The 16046-nt window shown below is 58.7% G+C and carries 16 protein-coding genes and 4 tRNA genes; 7 read left to right on the forward strand and 13 right to left on the reverse strand.

Annotated features, from left to right (window positions below):
* Positions 1–8 precede the first annotated feature (8 nt).
* Positions 9–881: a polyphosphate kinase 2 gene (gene ppk2 / locus PRI8871_RS11150; protein WP_108886305.1), complete on the forward strand. Its 873-nt coding sequence runs from the start codon at positions 9–11 to the stop codon at positions 879–881.
* Positions 874–1491, forward strand: a complete 618-nt coding sequence (locus PRI8871_RS11155; protein WP_108886306.1) for a TetR/AcrR family transcriptional regulator — start codon at positions 874–876, stop codon at positions 1489–1491. The genes ppk2 and PRI8871_RS11155 overlap by 8 nt, the downstream gene beginning before the upstream one ends.
* A gap of 215 nt (positions 1492–1706) precedes the next feature.
* Here PRI8871_RS11155 and rpsI read toward each other — a convergent pair whose 3' ends face one another.
* The 3 genes from rpsI to PRI8871_RS11170 form a co-directional block, all read right to left on the reverse strand.
* Positions 1707–2192 (reverse strand): 30S ribosomal protein S9, encoded by a 486-nt coding sequence (gene rpsI, locus PRI8871_RS11160; RefSeq protein WP_108886307.1) that lies wholly within the window; start codon positions 2190–2192, stop codon positions 1707–1709.
* Positions 2193–2198: 6 nt separating this feature from the next.
* On the reverse strand, positions 2199–2657 hold the full coding sequence (rplM, locus tag PRI8871_RS11165; RefSeq protein ID WP_108886308.1) for a 50S ribosomal protein L13: 459 nt from the start codon (positions 2655–2657) through the stop codon (positions 2199–2201).
* A 157-nt stretch (positions 2658–2814) separates the two neighbouring features.
* Positions 2815–4170, reverse strand: coding sequence for an aminotransferase-like domain-containing protein (locus tag PRI8871_RS11170; protein ID WP_306418451.1), 1356 nt, complete (start codon positions 4168–4170; stop codon positions 2815–2817).
* Between the two features lie 147 nt (positions 4171–4317).
* Between PRI8871_RS11170 and PRI8871_RS11175 the strand changes: the two genes are divergently transcribed.
* Positions 4318–4545 (forward strand): DUF1127 domain-containing protein, encoded by a 228-nt coding sequence (locus PRI8871_RS11175; RefSeq protein ID WP_108886310.1) that lies wholly within the window; start codon positions 4318–4320, stop codon positions 4543–4545.
* Between the two features lie 175 nt (positions 4546–4720).
* Here PRI8871_RS11175 and PRI8871_RS11180 read toward each other — a convergent pair whose 3' ends face one another.
* The 4 genes from PRI8871_RS11180 to PRI8871_RS11195 are packed head-to-tail and all read right to left on the reverse strand — an operon-like array spanning position 4721 to position 8957.
* Positions 4721–5929 carry a beta-ketoacyl-[acyl-carrier-protein] synthase family protein gene (locus tag PRI8871_RS11180; protein ID WP_108886311.1) on the reverse strand — a complete coding sequence of 403 codons (1209 nt, stop codon included), beginning with the start codon at positions 5927–5929 and terminating at the stop codon, positions 4721–4723.
* A complete protein-coding gene (locus PRI8871_RS11185) occupies positions 5926–6186 on the reverse strand; it encodes an acyl carrier protein (protein ID WP_108886312.1) in 261 nt (86 codons plus the stop codon). Before PRI8871_RS11185 ends, PRI8871_RS11180 begins: the two co-directional genes overlap by 4 nt.
* 37 nt (positions 6187–6223) lie before the next feature.
* Positions 6224–7315: a UDP-3-O-(3-hydroxymyristoyl)glucosamine N-acyltransferase gene (gene lpxD / locus PRI8871_RS11190; RefSeq protein WP_108886313.1), complete on the reverse strand. Its 1092-nt coding sequence runs from the start codon at positions 7313–7315 to the stop codon at positions 6224–6226.
* Between the two features lie 28 nt (positions 7316–7343).
* On the reverse strand, positions 7344–8957 hold the full coding sequence (locus PRI8871_RS11195; RefSeq protein ID WP_108886314.1) for a L,D-transpeptidase family protein: 1614 nt from the start codon (positions 8955–8957) through the stop codon (positions 7344–7346).
* 319 nt (positions 8958–9276) lie between these two features.
* On the opposite strand from PRI8871_RS11195, the gene mepK reads away from it, so the two are divergent.
* The gene (gene mepK / locus PRI8871_RS11200; RefSeq protein ID WP_370742009.1) at positions 9277–9840 is read left to right on the forward strand and encodes a peptidoglycan L,D-endopeptidase MepK; all 564 of its coding nucleotides are present in this window, start codon (positions 9277–9279) and stop codon (positions 9838–9840) included.
* 139 nt (positions 9841–9979) lie between these two features.
* Here mepK and PRI8871_RS11205 read toward each other — a convergent pair.
* Positions 9980–10056: transfer RNA gene (locus tag PRI8871_RS11205), tRNA-Asp, on the reverse strand.
* A 136-nt stretch (positions 10057–10192) separates the two neighbouring features.
* A tRNA-Asp gene (locus PRI8871_RS11210) sits at positions 10193–10269 on the reverse strand.
* 229 nt (positions 10270–10498) lie between these two features.
* On the opposite strand from PRI8871_RS11210, the gene PRI8871_RS11215 reads away from it, so the two are divergent.
* Both PRI8871_RS11215 and PRI8871_RS11220 read left to right on the forward strand, forming a co-directional pair.
* Complete coding sequence (locus tag PRI8871_RS11215) at positions 10499–11254, forward strand: polysaccharide deacetylase family protein (RefSeq protein WP_108886316.1); 756 nt, start codon at positions 10499–10501, stop codon at positions 11252–11254.
* A 132-nt stretch (positions 11255–11386) separates the two neighbouring features.
* On the forward strand, positions 11387–12208 hold the full coding sequence (locus PRI8871_RS11220; protein WP_108886317.1) for a LytTR family DNA-binding domain-containing protein: 822 nt from the start codon (positions 11387–11389) through the stop codon (positions 12206–12208).
* Between the two features lie 113 nt (positions 12209–12321).
* On the opposite strand, the gene PRI8871_RS11225 is transcribed toward PRI8871_RS11220, so the two are convergent.
* From PRI8871_RS11225 to PRI8871_RS11235, 3 genes are all read right to left on the reverse strand, one after another.
* Positions 12322–12397: transfer RNA gene (locus tag PRI8871_RS11225), tRNA-Val, on the reverse strand.
* A gap of 58 nt (positions 12398–12455) precedes the next feature.
* Positions 12456–12920 carry a redox-sensitive transcriptional activator SoxR gene (gene soxR, locus PRI8871_RS11230; RefSeq protein ID WP_245897839.1) on the reverse strand — a complete coding sequence of 155 codons (465 nt, stop codon included), beginning with the start codon at positions 12918–12920 and terminating at the stop codon, positions 12456–12458.
* 118 nt (positions 12921–13038) lie between these two features.
* Positions 13039–13113 (reverse strand) — tRNA-Val (locus PRI8871_RS11235).
* Between the two features lie 213 nt (positions 13114–13326).
* Between PRI8871_RS11235 and PRI8871_RS11240 the strand changes: the two genes are divergently transcribed.
* The gene (locus PRI8871_RS11240) at positions 13327–13506 is read left to right on the forward strand and encodes a hypothetical protein (RefSeq protein ID WP_108886318.1); all 180 of its coding nucleotides are present in this window, start codon (positions 13327–13329) and stop codon (positions 13504–13506) included.
* A gap of 70 nt (positions 13507–13576) precedes the next feature.
* Here PRI8871_RS11240 and lon read toward each other — a convergent pair whose 3' ends face one another.
* Entirely contained in the window at positions 13577–15982 is a 2406-nt protein-coding gene (gene lon / locus PRI8871_RS11245) for an endopeptidase La (protein ID WP_108886319.1), read from the reverse strand.
* Positions 15983–16046: the final 64 nt, after the last annotated feature.

The raw sequence follows: 16046 nt of genomic DNA on the forward strand, positions 1-16046 counted from the left end.
AGAATAAAATGACCGACCTACCCTTCGACGGTGCCATTAGCGCCTTCTTCAAGAACGACGCGCCGGATGATGTGCGCAACGCCATCCGCCGCGCCGAGAAGGGCGACATTCTGAACCCCGACTACCCCTATATCGAACGCATGCCCCGCAAGGCCTACGAAAAGGAACTGGCACAGCTGCAGATCGAACTGGTCAAGATGCAGGCCTGGGTCAAGGAAACCGGCGCACGCGTGGCCATCGTCTTTGAAGGGCGCGACGCCGCAGGCAAAGGCGGCACGATCAAACGCTTTCGCGAAAACCTGAACCCGCGCGGCGCCCGCGTCGTGGCCCTGTCCAAACCAACCGAGACCGAGGCCAGCCAGTGGTATTTCCAACGCTACATCGACCATCTTCCCTCGGGCGGGGAAATCGTGTTCTACGATCGCAGCTGGTACAATCGCGGCGTGGTCGAAAAGGTGTTCGGCTTCTGCACCGACAACCAGCGCGACCATTTCTTCACCCAAGTGCCGGATTTCGAAAAGATGCTGGTCGATGAAGGCATCCACCTGTTCAAGATCTGGCTGAACGTCGGACGCGCTGAACAGCTGCGCCGCTTCCTCCAACGCGAAGAAGACCTGCTCAAACAGTGGAAACTTAGCTGGATCGATGTCGAAGGCCTGAAGAAATGGGACGCCTATTCAGCGGCCATTCAGGAAACCTTTGCCCGCAGCCATTCTGCCACCGCCCCTTGGACAATCATCCGCTCCGACGACAAACGCCGCGCCCGCCTGACCGCCATTCGCCGGGTGCTGCAGGCGCTGCCCTATGACCGCAAGGACGAAAAGCAGATCGGCCCGTGCGACCCGCAAATCTGTGGTGGACCGGACATCTGGGATGCGTAAACGCGGCTACCATCACGGCAATCTCAAACAGGCCCTCGTGGATGCAGCGCTTGAGCTGATCCGCGAAAAGGGCCCGACCGGCTTCACCCTCTCCGAGGCGGCCAAACAGGCGGGCGTCACACCCGCCGCAGTCTATCGCCATTTCGCCGGGCGCGAGGACCTGATCGCCGAGGCCGCCCGCCAAGGCTATGAGATTTTCGCCGATGTGGTGCAATACGCCTATGACAAGGGCCAGCCCTCGGCCCTTGCCGCGTTTGAGGCGACGGGCCGCGCCTATCTGGCCTTTGCCAAGAAATACCCCGGCCATTACATCGCAATGTTCGAAAGCGGCATCTCGGTCAATCGCAACCCCGATCTGGCCGCCGTTGCCCAACGCGCCCGCAATGTTCTGGAAAAGGCCGCAGGCGATCTCAGCCAACACATTCCCCCCGAAAAACGTCCCCCCGCCAGCATGTTCTCGGCCCATATCTGGGCCATGAGCCACGGCGTGGTGGAACTTTTCGCCCGCAACAGCCCCGGCACCCAAAGCCCCTTCGCCCCCGAAGACCTGCTGGAAAGCGGCATCGGCATCTATCTGCGGGGATTGGGGCTGATCCACCCGGATCAATAGCGCCTCTTTACCGTATTTTCTGACCCCAAATATCCTGGGGTGAATTGGCGCGCCGCGCCAAGAGGGGCAAAGCCCCTCCCCTTCCTGCGCCTCATAGCCCCCCAATATCCGCGCAATTCAACACACTCGGCAAAACCACACCCTGGAAACACAGACTTCCAAAAACGAAAAGGCCGCCCCAAGGGGCGGCCTTTCCAAAATCCTGCGTTCGAAACTTAGCGCTTCGAGAACTGGAACGAACGGCGGGCTTTGCGCTTACCGAATTTCTTACGTTCCACAACGCGGCTGTCGCGGGTCAGGAAGCCAGCGGCTTTCAACGCGCCACGCAGCGACGGATCGTACAGCTGCAGCGCCTTCGAGATACCGTGCTTCACGGCACCGGCCTGACCGGACAGACCGCCGCCTTTTACGGTGGCGTATACGTCAAACTGGTCTTCGACACCGGCAACCTGGAACGGCTGGCGCAGGATCATCTGCAGAACCGGACGCGCGAAATACGCGTTCAGTTCTTTGCCATTCACGGTGACTTTGCCCGAACCCGGCTTGATCCAAACGCGTGCGACAGCGTCTTTACGCTTGCCGGTTGCGTAGGAACGACCCAGTTCATCACGAACCGGCTCACGCGGGGTTTCGACTTCGACGACTGCTTCCACACCGGCAACGGCGCTCAGCTCTTCAAGGGAATTGATCTGATCAGCCATGACTTATTACACCCGGGTGTTTTTCTTGTTCATCGACTTGACGTCGAGCGCTTCGGGCTGCTGAGCCTCATGCGGATGCTCGGCGCCGGCGTAAACGCGCAGGTTGGTCATCAGCTGGCGCGACAGGCGGTTGCCCGGCAGCATGCGCTGAACGGCCTTCTGAACGACGCGCTCAGGATAGGCGCCTTCCAGAATCTGCTCTTTGGTGCGCGACTTGATGCCGCCCGGATGACCGGTGTGCCAGTAGAAGTTTTCCTGACGCTTGTTGCCGGTCAGCTGAATTTTATCAGCATTGATAACGATCACGTTATCACCGCAATCCATGTGCGGGGTGAACGACGGTTTGTGCTTGCCACGAAGGCGCATCGCAACGATCGAGGCAAGACGGCCCAGCACCACGCCCTCGGCGTCGATGATGATCCACTTCTTCTCGATGTCTGCAGGTGTTGCAGAGAAGGTTTTCATTGTGGGGTTACCCTGTTCAGTGTTTCAGAGGGCCTGTCAGCCCCCGTAATCCGATGGGCGGGTTATAAACGCCTAAATGCGCCAGTCAAGCGCCCTAAATTCAAATTACACAAGCAATTTCAACAGTTTAAAATTTAGGTATTAAAATACCCCACGGTCACACAGCAATTCTCTCAGGCGGATTGTCCAAAAGCACCCGCAACCGGCCCAATGCCGCCTCAAAACTGGCCAAGGACACCTGCGCGTTGATTCCCAATCGCACCGCATGTGGTGGGTGCCCATCCCGCAAGGCAAAGTCATCCGCCGACCGAACGCTCACCCCCTGCCCGTCCGCCGCCTGCACAAACGCCGCCGCGCGCCAGCCTTCCGGCAGTTGCAACCACAAAAGCGGCATCCCATCGCGCCACGCCAAGTCAAACCCGCCAAGGATGTTCACTGCGGCCCGGATGTAGCGGTTCACCTCTTCGCAGATCGCTTCTGAGGCAAGCTCAGTCCGAGGATCATTCAACAAATGCTCCACCACATCCGCCAAAGGCCGCGCCAAACCAAAGAACCCATGTTCCACAGAACGGCGCAACTGGCTGCGCAAAGGCCGCGGTGCAATCGCAAACCCAACCCGCAAGGCTGGCGTCAGGGATTTTGAGATCGAAGACACATACCACCCCTGTTCCGGCAACAAAGCGCGGTAATGCGGCGCCTGCGATTTGCCCAAACGGTAACAATCGTCCTCAAGAATATGCAGCCCTGTGCGCAGGGCCACCTGCGCAATCTCCTCGCGCCGCTCAATCGGTGTGAACAATCCCGTCGGATTGTGTACCTCGGCAGAGGTACAAAGCAACTGCACCCCAAGATCCCGCACGATTCTCTCAAGCGCCTCTGGTACAATACCATGCGCATCCATCGGCACCGCCACAACCCTGGCCCGCACAAGCTCCGCCGCGCGACGAAACCCCGGATAGCTCAGTTCCTCAACCGCAACCACCGGGCGCGCCCCTTGCAACACCGTTTGCATGACAATCGAATTGCCGTTTTGCGCCCCATGGCACAGCACCAGATCTTCATCCTCGGTGTGACCAATGGGCGTGTCTTGCAGCCATTTCAAAATCGCCTGACGCGCCGGTCGAAACCCGTTGCGCGTTGGATAGTTCATAAAGTCGGTATCATGGTCCCGTCCAACCACTTCAAAAGCCTGCCGGATCAGAGACACCTGCCCACGGTCCGGCAGTCTAGGGCTATTTAAGTCAACAATTTCAGAATCCTGAGACGACTTCCACGTCAGCGCCCCACCATCATTGGGCAAGCTGCGACTGCAATGGGAGGCCGCCAGCTCAGCGACAAAAGTCCCGCGCCCGACGGCAGCTTGCAAAAGCCCCTCTTGCGTCAAAATCGAATAGGCCCGCGCCACCGTTCCCGGTGTAATCTTCAGCGCCCATGCCAGATCGCGCACCGGCGGCAATTTCGCATTCGGCAACAGGTCCCCTTGTTCAACCGCTTGCCGGATGGCCAGTGCCAAGGCCTTATATTTCGGCCCGGAGGTTTGCGATTCATAACAAGATATAATTGTATCCATAACAATCTTTCGCTGGACGCATCACATGCCATAATGTACCAAAATATGTAACAACGATTTCAAATTGTGTCAATACATTAGGAGAGTCCCATGACACAGGTTCAACACGCCCCCTTGCTCGCTTATCTCGCCGCGCAGGACACCCTGCCGCCGATGTCGACGGTAGCGCTGCGCGCGGCGGTGGTCCTGTCGAAATGGAGCACGCGCCACCGCACCCGAAAGCACTTGGTCAATCTCGACCCGCACCTGCTGAAGGATGTTGGCTTGGATCGGCACGCCGCCCTGACGGAGGCGCGCCGTAAGTTCTGGCAAGGCTAAATCCCTGGCTTTTCCAGACCTCTTCCTGGGGCGCGGCCTGTCCGCGCCCATTTTTCGCATTTTCTGACCTGAAATATCCCGGGGAGGCTGCGCAGCAGCCGGGGCAGCGCCCCAGCCCGCTTGGCCGAAGGCCAAGCTTATCATGCGTGCGGCCCTCAGGCCGCACACCGTTGGATCACAGTTTGCGCAGCGCCAGAACCGCGTTCAATCCGCCAAAGGCAAAGGCGTTCGACAGAACCACATCCACATTCGCCTCTCGCGCCTCATTGGGCACGACATCCAGCGCACATTCCGGGTCCGGTTCTTCATAGTTGATCGTCGGGGCAATCACCCCATCGCGTAGTGCCATGACACAGGCCAAAAGCTCGACTGCGCCAGTGCCGCCAATCAAATGGCCATGCATGGATTTGGTCGATGAGATCATCAACTTATCCGCATGACGCCCAAACACATCGGCAACCGCCGCGCATTCGGTCTTGTCATTCGCCGCCGTGCCGGTGCCATGGGCGTTGATATAGCCCACCTCGGACGGTTTTACGCCTGCATCCTTCAAAGCGCCGGCAATCGCCCGTGCCGCGCCCTGCTTCGACGGCATCACAATGTCAGACGCGTCCGAGCTCATGGCGAACCCGATGACTTCCGCCAGAATTTCGGCCCCGCGCGCCTTGGCGTGTTCATATTCTTCAAAGATAAAGATCCCGGCTCCCTCGCCCTGCACCATCCCGTTGCGGGTGGCGCTGAACGGTCGGCAGGCATCTTTGGACATCACACGCAGGCCTTCCCAAGCCTTCACGCCGCCAAAGCACAGCATGGATTCGGACCCGCCTGTGATCATCGCCGTGCACATGCCCGACCGCACCATGTGGAACGCCTGCCCCATTGCATGGTTCGAACTGGCGCAAGCCGTCGCAACCGTAAAGCTTGGGCCTTTGACGTTGAATTCCATACTCAGGTGGCTGGCGGCCGCGTTGTTCATCAGCTTCGGCACTACGAAGGGGTGAACGCGGTTCTTCCCCTCTTCATAGACGGCGCGGTAATTTTCGTCCTGCGTGGTCAAACCGCCGCCGGAATTGCCCAGAACCACACCCGATTTCACCGCCAGATCGCCAGCGAACACTATGCCGGACTGCGCCATCGCCTCACGCGCGGCCAAAAGGGTGAACTGGGTGAACCGATCGTACAGAACAAGCTGCTGACGATTGAAAACCGCCTCGGGATCATAGCCTTTGACCTGGCCACCGATCTTGATCGCCAAACGGTCGACGTCGCGGAACTCCAGCTCGGAAATGCCGCAACGGCCTTCGCGCATCGCTTCCAGCGTGTCCGGCACGTTTTGACCAAGCGAATTGATCGTGCCTGCGCCGGTTATGACGACCCGCTTCACGATTTCTGCTCTTGCACCAGTTTTTCGATGCCTGCCACGATGGAAGCCACCGACGAGATATCGAAGTCGCTTTCCTGTGGATCATTCGCATTGAAGGGAACCGAAATGTCGAAGGCCTCTTCGATGGCGAAGATGCTTTCCACCAGTCCGAGGCTGTCGATCCCAAGATCCTCCAGCGTGCTGTCCATCGTCACATCCGAAGGCTCAAGCACCGCTTGTTCGGCGATGATTTCGATCACCTTGTCCTTGATGTCCATTGGCCGCGTATCCTTTGGTTCTGCGTTGTGGGGTGATTTAGTCATTCCCGACCAGCTTGGAAACAGATTTCTGCAATTGCGCGACGTCTCGGAACAGACGCGGCAATCTGCGCAGGGATTTATAGGTCTCGATCTGGGCGTCCATCTTGGTCGCCGGATAGCCCAGCATCACCCGCCCGGCGGGCACTTTGGCCAAGATCTTGGTGCCGCCGCCGGTGATCACATTGTCCCCAATGGTCAGATTGTCCGAAACACCGGTCTGCCCGCCAAGCACCACATGGTTGCCGATGACGGTGGACCCGGCCACGCCGACCTGTGCACAGATCAGGCAGTGATCGCCGATCACCACGTTGTGGCCGATCTGGACCTGATTGTCGAATTTGCAGCCATCGCCAATGCGCGTGCTGCGCACGGTGCCGCGGTCAATGCAGGAATTGGCGCCAATCTCAACATCATGGCCGATGCGCACCGCGCCAAGCGAATGAATCCGCGCCCAGGATTGCGCCGCAACCTCGCCCTGATCGCCAAGGCTATCGCGGGCTTTCTCAACACCCGAGGGTTCAGGCGTGACAAAGGAAAACCCGTCCGCACCGATCACCGCGCCGGAATGGGCAATGAACCGGTCGCCGATTTCGACCCGCGCCATGATGCGCACACCTGTATGCAACTGTGCATGCGCGCCGATCTGGGCATCCCAGCCAATGAAACACTGCGGACCGATGACCGATCCCGCACCGATGCGTGCGCCCGCGCCAATCACCGTGAACGGGCCGACCGATACGCCTTCACCCAGTTCCGCCGTCGGATCAATGATCGCGCTGGGGTGAATGCCACCCGAATAGCCCTGCCCCGGATCAACCATTCCCGACAGGCCCGCCATGGCATAACGCGGCCGAGTGGACAGAATCGCCCCCTTCAGACCCAGCGCCTGCCAATCGGCGCCTTCAGCCAAAAGCGCAGCCTGCGCCATGCCTTGCGGGATCATCGCCGCAAATTCCGGCTTCATCGCCAAGGCCAATTGGTTCGGCCCTGCCTGCGCGGGTTCGGCAACGCTATCGATCACAATGTCAAAGGCGCCGACGGCTTTCAGCCCCAGCGCCTCTGCGATCTGTTTCAAACTATGGCTCATGTCGATCCCCGGCTTTTGCCGGGACGGTTTAGCCTTGAACCGCGCCGACTGTCACCCCCTCAGCCGACAATGCACGCCAGATCTTCGCGTCACGACCGTAGACATCGTTGCGGTATTGCATGACGCCTTTCACATCCGTGTAGGCCGTGCGGTACATAAGGTGGACGGGGACATGCTGGTCCAGCTCAACCGGGGTTTCGGCACCGGTGCGCAGAATACGTTCGAAGTATTCCTTGGGGTTGGACACCTGTGGCGCAAGGATCGCATGGGCGAATTCCTGCGGCTTGTGCAGACGAATGCAGCCATGGCTATAGGCGCGCACTTCGCGGCTAAACAGGCTCTTGGCCGGGGTGTCATGCAGGTAGATGTTGTACTTGTTGGGGAAAAGGAACTTCACCAGCCCAAGCGCGTTCTTCGGCCCCGGCGGCTGACGCATCGCAAAGGGGAAGGACTGCGCACTATATTGCGAGAACCCGTTGCCGCGATTGACCACCCGGCCACGGGCATCGGTGATTTCCAGATGCCCCACTGAATTCGGGTTGGACCGCAACGCGGGCAGATATTCGTTCACAATGATCGAACGCGGCACATACCAGCTGGGGTTAATGACCATCCGCTCCATCTCGTCTGAGAATTCGGGGGTGCGGCGGTCTGATTGATTCATGCCCACGACGGCGCGGGTTTCAAAGGTGACCTTATCGTCGTCGATGATCCATGCCTTGAAGTCGGTCAGGTTGACCTTGACGTGACGCTTGCCCAGACCTTCGGGGAAGTTCAGCCAGCGTTCACGCTCCATCGCGACCATGATCTGCTCTAGCCGTTCTTCAACGCCGATGTTCACCTCTTTGATGGTCGAGGCGCCGGCGACGCCATCGGCCTCTAGCCCGTGATCTTCTTGGAACTGGCGCACGGCGGCCTGAAGCGTGCCGTCATATTCCGCCGAGGCGCTGCGCCCCATATAGCCCATGCGCACCAGACGGTCGCGCAGGGCAACCACGGCCTTGCCCGAATTTCCGGGCTTGAGCGAGCTGGCAGGCACCGTTGCCCCCCACCCGCCGGTGGACAGCTGACGCTCCATTCGGAATTTGGCCTTCATCAGACGCGAATATTCCGGCGACGGCGGCACGAGGCTGCGGAAGAAGACATCGGGATCTTGGGTGGTCAAGCCGCGCAGATGTTCCGCCGGGGACCGACGCGGCACCTTGCGCACCAATCCGTCGTCGATGCGCTTGGGTTCCAGAATGCCGGTCTGCAGCGCGCTGGCGAAATCGGCGAAGGCGATGCTGAGTTCGACCTCAAGTTTGCCCAGATCGCGCGACGACTTTTGCCCCTGCATCATGGCCAGAATCGCCTTGGGGTCGAAGCGGCGTTCAGGCAACCCGTGCAGGTGCGATGTGGTCATGGCACGCAAAAAAGCAGCGCGGCGGGCGCGGCTGGCATCGTCATCGCCGGTCCAGATCGGTTCGAACACACGCTCTCGGTAGAAATCCGCCACCCCATCATGACGGGCTGCTGTTTCGGCAACAGCCTGCTTGAACGCGGTGACTTGGGCCTGCACAGGGGCGCCCGGAACGAAGGCGGCAAGCGCCGTCGCGGTCAAAAGTCCAAAAGTGCAATGCCTGATTTTCAAAGCGATTTTCATAGGGCCCCCTGTGTCGCAGGTTGTCATATCGACAGCTTCCGGGTGTCATATCAGAAGTCTAATCACAAATGCATCAGGAGTGCGCCAATGCAGATCGAATGATGCAGCCGTGCATCGCTTAACGCGCATCCACGACACAAGTTCCAAAGATTCAGCAAAAATTTGCCGATTCCCCTTGATCCTTAGGATGGTATCGAAAAAGCGGGTTACCTGCTAATTCGATTCGTGCCATAAAACCCCTGCATCTGGGGATGAGATGGCAAGAAACGTGCACAAGCACGACTAGTATTGATGCAGCGACGGGACAGGCGCTCTGACAATGACGAAACCTAGCAGCTTAACGCGGCGTGGCCTTCTTGGCGCGTTTGCCGCAACTCTGGTAACAGCCGCACCGACCTATTCGAATGCGGCCGGCTTCCTACGGGGCGGCGGTGATATCCGACGGGTGAAGATGTATTCGGGTCGAACCGGTGAACGGATCGACATGATTTACTGGATCGAAGGCGAATACATCAAAGACGCCGTCGCAGAAATCCACCATTTTATGCGTGACTGGCGCACGAACGATGTCAAATACATCGACCTGCGCACGCTGGACATCATGGCAGCCGCGCATAACCTGTTGGATGTAAACGAACCCTACATGCTTCTGTCAGGCTATCGCAGCCCGAAAACCAACGCCATGCTTCGCTCGCGCTCCTCTGGCGTTGCCAAGAATTCCCTTCATATGAAGGGTCAGGCTGCGGACCTGCGCCTTTCGTCCCGCTCAGTCGGTCAAATGGCACGTGCAGCGACAGCCTGCCATGCAGGCGGCGTAGGTCGGTATTCCAAGTCGGATTTTGTGCATGTGGACTGCGGCCCAGTGCGCACCTGGGGCAGCTGATACTGCCCACCCTGCGATACGAAAACAAGGCGCTTCAGAGCGCCTTTTTTCATGCGCAAAAGCTGTGCCCAAATGGGTCAAAGCGCCCCTGACACGACATCAGGAACGCGGCACAACCAATTCAAATGTAAGGAAGAAGTGGCGCGGTTGACGGGGCTCGAACCCGCGACCCCCGGCGTGACAGGCCGGTACTCTAACCATCTGAGCTACAACCGCGTGGGGGTTCGGATACCCCCCTGCCCGAGGGGCGTCAACCAAAAAAAGTGCAAGCGCTTGCGGTTTTTTCAACTGGCAGGTTTCAGGGGCCCAAACGTCAAAAAGCCCCGCCAAATTGGCAGGGCTTTTGATGAAGTGGCGCGGTTGACGGGGCTCGAACCCGCGACCCCCGGCGTGACAGGCCGGTACTCTAACCATCTGAGCTACAACCGCGCTTTTGCCTGATCTCTCAAGCGTGTGCTGCGTTCTATGGCGCACCATCGGCCTCGTCAAGCGCTTTTGAGCCAAGTTTTTCGAATTTTATATTTTTTTCGGCCCTTGCCGTGACCCGACCGCAACGCCGCCCAAGACTCTTATATATCAGGCCCATTTTTATGTTGTTTGTCAGCCCCTTGTACGGGTTGCTAGGGGCATCTGCTCAGACTGCCTAGGAAGACCAAACATGAAACGCCCCGATCGCCGCGCCTTTTTGGCTGCCTGCGGTGCTATGGCCTTGTGCCCAACCCTGCCCCAGGCCGCGCCGATGATCGCCCTACCAAGCGACATCGTTCAGAATGAGGCGGCAACGATCATGGCCGTGCGCACCGTGTCGCCTGTTGTGGCCATGACCTTCGACGACGGACCCCACCCGCGCCTGACCCCCCTTCTGCTCGATATGCTCAAGGCCCGCGGCCTGCGGGCCACCTTTTACCTGATCGGCAATCGCGTGGTGAAATGGCCCGATATCGTCAAACGCATCGCCGACGAAGGGCATGAAATCGGCAATCACAGCTGGTCTCACCCTTTTCTGAGCAAACTGGGCAATGACGCGGTCCTAAGCGAAATCGACCGCACCACAGATGCCATATATAAGGTCACAGGCCGCCCGCCCGTCACTTTCCGCCCGCCCTATGGCGCCTTCACCAACAAACAACGCCAAATGCTGTACCAAAAGCGCAACCTGCCCACGGTGCTATGGTCCGTTGATCCCCAGGACTGGCGCAAACCGGGCGCCTCCACCGTCGCCAAGCGCATCCTTGGCGGCTCGCGGCCCGGTGCCATTATCCTCAGCCACGACATCCATACCGGCACGGTGAACGCCATGCCCGGCACGCTCGACGGGTTGCATGAGCGCGGATATCAACTTGGGACTGTGTCGCAAATCATGGGCTGGCCCCTTTGGCAAAGCCGATCCTTCCGCCGGGTCGTAAAAGGCTGAGTCTGCACAAGATTTCTTTGCAAGAATACACGCATTATCCTATGTTCAGGCAAATATTGTTTCGATTTGCGATACAGTCGCCCGCCACCCACAGGAGGATGACCCGTGCATTTGCGAAGTTTAAAGACGCTATTGAATCATCGCCTACGGATCACGGACATCCTTGGCGGCGTGATGGAAAATCCGGTCCGCAATACAATCCGCCTGTTCGTTGATCGCCATTCAATCGTATTCTTCGGTTTGGCCGCGCTGGTCCTCTATGTGTCGGACCTGTCGGATTTCCGGCCACATGTCGCGCCGGTTTGGGGGTTTGTGATTTGGCCGTTCGGGCTTGCCCTGTATCTCGGGCTCTACAGCCTGATGCTGATCCTGGCGGCCGCCGTCCAGCGCAGATTGGCCACCATAACCATTCCCACCTTGGTGCTGGGGGCCTTAGCACTAAGCCCAGCCGTGGCTCTATGTGAATGGCTGGCCGAGACAATGTCTTCGAGCCGGTATGAGGCAACCTTCCTGCCGCACTTCCTGATGTATTTCGTCGTCGCCCAGGCCTTTGAAACGATCTTTCTGAATTTCGTCTTCCCGCTCAGCGCCCTTCGCACGGCCCCCGCCGATGCCTCGCTGCCCAGCTCCAGCATCATGGTCGCCGGAGAAGAGGTCGAGACAACCCGCGTTCTTTACATCGAGGCCAAAGAACATCTGGTCAACATCCGGCTGGACGGGCGCACAATCACCCACCGCGCCCGCCTTGGGGATCTGGTGGCCCAAACCCGCGCCGAAGACGGGTTTCAGCCCCACCGTTCCTGGTGGGTATCCCGCAGCGCCGCCCCCCGCCTGACCCGCGACGGGCAACGCTATGTCCTGGAGCTAAGCGACAACAGCAAAGTCCCTGTCGCCCGGAACAGAATCAACGATGTAAGGGATTGGCTGGATGGACAGGGACAGAAACGGGCGTGAGCCCATGGATACCTCTAGGCAAAACCATGCGCCACGAAAGCGTCCTGTGGTAACAGACAGCACGGAGCAGACCCTTGATAACCAAGTATCTTTTTCAAATCAACGGGATAGAATGGTGGGTGATGAGAGACTCGAACTCCCGACATCTTCGGTGTAAACGAAGCGCTCTACCAACTGAGCTAATCACCCGGTGAGGCATCGTTTAGCCAAAGGCTCGGCGGGGTTCAAGAGGGAGTTTGCACTTTTCTCATTCTTCTTCGGAAAGCCAGTTGCGCGGGCCCGGTCCCTCTTTGCCGCGGCGGTCCGCCGGGTTGTAGAGCGGGCAGCGGTCCAGAGACAGGCAGCCGCAGCCGATACAGCTATCCAGTTCGTCCCGAAGGCGCTGGAGTTGAACAATCCGTTCATTGAGCGACGATTTCCAGCGGCGCGACGCCCGCCCCCAATCCTCGGCTGAGACGATCTTGTCATGCGGGATGTCCGACAGAATATCGCCCACCTCGGACAGCGGAATGCCCAAGGCCTGGGCCACGCGGATCACGGCAACCCGGCGCAGTTCGGACCGGTTGTATCGGCGATGATTGGTCGGAGTCCGCCAGCTTTTAATCAAACCTTCGGCTTCGTAGTAATGCAATGTCGACACGGGCACCCCTGCCCGTTCGGCCATTGCGCCGACGCTTAGATCAGAGGGGACGGCCTTGCGCGGTTTGACCATGGCACTGATACCTCAAGCACGCTTCAGATTTTACCGTGTGCCACAGAAGTAATGCTTGCAAGCCAAATAACGGGAGCGCGTCGCGCAATCGACACTTTTCAGGGGATAAATGTAGGAATGGTGGGTGATGAGGGATTTGAACCCCCGACATCTTCGATGTGAACGAAGCGCTCTACCACTGAGCTAATCACCCGGTCGGATGGGTCTTACCCGCCTCGCCACACAGGTGCAAGAGGGGCGCTGCCGCAAAAAACACCGAAAATATGCGGCAATGCGGCATTGCGCCAATTTGAGCACAGTTCAATTTCCTGTTCCGCCGCATGGGGTTGATCGAAATGTTCGATTCGGGCAAGTTCAATGCTGATTTTCGGCACCGAGCAGTCGAGACAAAAAAAGGGATACAGTGATGAAAAAAGCAATCTTTGCCGCGATGCTCGTGGCATCGTCGCCGGCCTTTGCGGGCAACATGGAAGCGCCGGTGATGGACCCGGTGGTGATTGAAGCGGAAACCGCAGCAACCAGCAGCAGCGGCGGATTGACCGTCGCGTTGGTGACGCTGGTCATTCTGGCCGCCGCACTCGACTAAGAGCCACGACCGCAGATAGAAAAACGCCCCGATCTTCATCGGGGCGTTTCTTATTGATCAGACCGAGCGCTTAATGCGCGACGGCGCTTTCCGACTTGTCGCCCGATTTCAGCGCGGCTGCGGCGGCCTCTTCGGCCTCCTCGTCCCACTCAACCGCTTCGGGTTCGCGGATCAGCGCCAGTTTCAACACTTCCGAGACATGCTCAACCGGGATGATTTCCAAGCCCTGTTTCACATTGTCCGGCAATTCGGCCAGATCCTTTTCGTTCTCTTGCGGGATGAGAACGGTCTTGATCCCGCCGCGCAGTGCCGCCAGCAGCTTTTCCTTTAGCCCGCCAATGGCAGTGGCATTGCCGCGCAGGGTGACTTCGCCGGTCATGGCGATGTCCTTGCGCACCGGAATGCCCGTCAGGACCGACACGATCGCCGTCACCATCGCCAGACCGGCCGAGGGGCCATCTTTGGGCGTTGCGCCATCGGGAACGTGGACGTGGATGTCCATCTTTTCGAACTTCGGCGGCTTCACCCCAAGCTGCGGGCTGACCGAGCGGACATAGCTGGACGCCGCCTCGATCGATTCCTTCATGACCTCGCCCAGTTTCCCGGTCGTTTTCATGCGGCCCTTGCCCGGCAGTTTCAGCGCTTCGATGTGCAGCAGATCGCCGCCCACCGAGGTATAGGCCAGACCGGTGACAACACCGACCTGATGCTCATCCTCGGCCAGACCGTAGCGGAATTTTTTCACACCAAGGAAATCGTGCAGGTTCTCCGGCGTCACCGTCACGGTCTTGTCGGTGCCTTTGACGATGCTGGTCACGGCCTTACGCGCCAGTTTCGCCATTTCACGCTCAAGGTTCCGCACACCGGCTTCGCGTGTGTAATAGCGGATGACATCGGTCATAGCCGCGTCCGAGACCGAGAATTCGCCTTTCTTCAGACCGTGGTTCTTGATCTGCTTGGGCAGCAGGTGAACCTTGGCGATTTCCAGCTTTTCTTCCTCGGTGTAACCGGACAGCGGGATGATCTCCATCCGGTCCAGAAGCGGGCCCGGCATGTTGTAGCTGTTCGAGGTGGTCAGGAACATCACATCGGACAGATCGTATTCCACCTCAAGATAGTGGTCCACGAAGGTCGAGTTCTGTTCCGGGTCCAGCACCTCAAGCATGGCCGAGGCCGGATCGCCACGGAAATCCTGCCCCATCTTGTCGATTTCATCGAGCAAGATCAGCGGGTTCGTGGTTTTGGCCTTTTTCAGCGCCTGAATGATCTTACCGGGCATTGAGCCGATATAGGTCCGGCGGTGGCCGCGGATTTCGGATTCATCGCGCACGCCGCCAAGGCTGATACGGATGAATTCACGGCCCGTGGCCTTGGCAACCGATTTCCCAAGCGAGGTTTTACCCACACCCGGAGGGCCGACAAGGCACATGATCGGGCCTTTCAGCTTTTTGCTGCGCTGTTGAACGGCCAGATATTCGACGATGCGTTCCTTGACCTTCTCAAGGCCATAGTGATCGGCATCGAGAATTTCCTCGGCGCGGCCCAGATCCTTTTTCACGCGCGACCGCACGCCCCACGGAATGGACAGCATCCAATCCAGATAGTTGCGCACAACCGTGGCTTCGGCGGACATCGGGCTCATGTTCTTGAGCTTTTTGATCTCAGCGTCGGCCTTTTCGCGGGCTTCCTTCGAAAGCTTGGTCTTGGCGACCTTGTCTTCCAGTTCAGCGATTTCATTGGCACCGTCTTCGCCGTCGCCCAATTCCTTCTGAATGGCCTTCATTTGCTCATTCAGATAGTACTCGCGCTGAGTCCGCTCCATCTGGGTTTTGACGCGCGTCTTGATCTTTTTCTCAACCTGAAGCACCGACATTTCGCCCTGCATCAAGCCGTAAACCATCTCAAGCCGTTCGCTGACCGACAGCGTTTCCAGCAGCTCTTGTTTCTGGGCCACGTCCACGCCCAGATGACCGGCCACAAGATCGGCCAGCTTGGCCGGTTCCGTGGTCTCAGACACCGCGCTCAGCGCTTCTTCGGGGATGTTTTTCTTGATCTTGGCGTAACGCTCAAACTCTTCGGCGACGGTGCGGATCAACGCCTCAATCGCCGAGGTATCGCCGGGCATTTCGTTCAGATAAACGGCCCGCGCCTCAAAGAAGCTGTCGTTGTCCAGATATTCGGTGATCTGCACCCGCGCCTGACCTTCGACCAGCACCTTAACGGTGCCGTCGGGCAGTTTCAGCAGTTGCAGCACATTGGCCAACACGCCAGTTTCATAAATGCCGTCGCTGGTCGGATCATCGACCGAAGGGTCGATCTGAGAGGCAAGCAGGATTTGCTTGTCGTCCGACATCACCTCTTCCAGCGCCCGCACCGATTTGTCGCGACCGACAAACAGGGGCACGATCATGTGGGGGAACACCACAATGTCGCGCAGCGGAAGCACGGGGTAGGATGAATTGAGGGGATCTTGCATGCTCATTCCTTGTTCTTGGCAAAACGGCTCTGGTCCCGCTTGGCGGCAACACCGGCCGTCTCCG

This window comes from Pseudoprimorskyibacter insulae (assembly GCF_900302505.1).
GTDB lineage: Bacteria > Pseudomonadota > Alphaproteobacteria > Rhodobacterales > Rhodobacteraceae > Pseudoprimorskyibacter > Pseudoprimorskyibacter insulae.

Coding starts and splice junctions, on each gene's coding strand:
- lpxD (WP_108886313.1), bottom strand. CDS start 7,315: ATGAGCCATAGTTTGAAACAGATCGCAGAGGCGCTGGGGCTGAAAGCC.
- ppk2 (WP_108886305.1), top strand. CDS start 9: ATGACCGACCTACCCTTCGACGGTGCCATTAGCGCCTTCTTCAAGAAC.
- PRI8871_RS11155 (WP_108886306.1), top strand. CDS start 874: ATGCGTAAACGCGGCTACCATCACGGCAATCTCAAACAGGCCCTCGTG.
- PRI8871_RS11175 (WP_108886310.1), top strand. CDS start 4,318: ATGACACAGGTTCAACACGCCCCCTTGCTCGCTTATCTCGCCGCGCAG.
- PRI8871_RS11215 (WP_108886316.1), top strand. CDS start 10,499: ATGAAACGCCCCGATCGCCGCGCCTTTTTGGCTGCCTGCGGTGCTATG.
- PRI8871_RS11195 (WP_108886314.1), bottom strand. CDS start 8,957: ATGAAAATCGCTTTGAAAATCAGGCATTGCACTTTTGGACTTTTGACC.
- lon (WP_108886319.1), bottom strand. CDS start 15,982: ATGCAAGATCCCCTCAATTCATCCTACCCCGTGCTTCCGCTGCGCGAC.
- rpsI (WP_108886307.1), bottom strand. CDS start 2,192: ATGGCTGATCAGATCAATTCCCTTGAAGAGCTGAGCGCCGTTGCCGGT.
- mepK (WP_370742009.1), top strand. CDS start 9,277: ATGACGAAACCTAGCAGCTTAACGCGGCGTGGCCTTCTTGGCGCGTTT.
- PRI8871_RS11185 (WP_108886312.1), bottom strand. CDS start 6,186: ATGGACATCAAGGACAAGGTGATCGAAATCATCGCCGAACAAGCGGTG.
- rplM (WP_108886308.1), bottom strand. CDS start 2,657: ATGAAAACCTTCTCTGCAACACCTGCAGACATCGAGAAGAAGTGGATC.
- PRI8871_RS11240 (WP_108886318.1), top strand. CDS start 13,327: ATGAAAAAAGCAATCTTTGCCGCGATGCTCGTGGCATCGTCGCCGGCC.
- soxR (WP_245897839.1), bottom strand. CDS start 12,920: ATGGTCAAACCGCGCAAGGCCGTCCCCTCTGATCTAAGCGTCGGCGCA.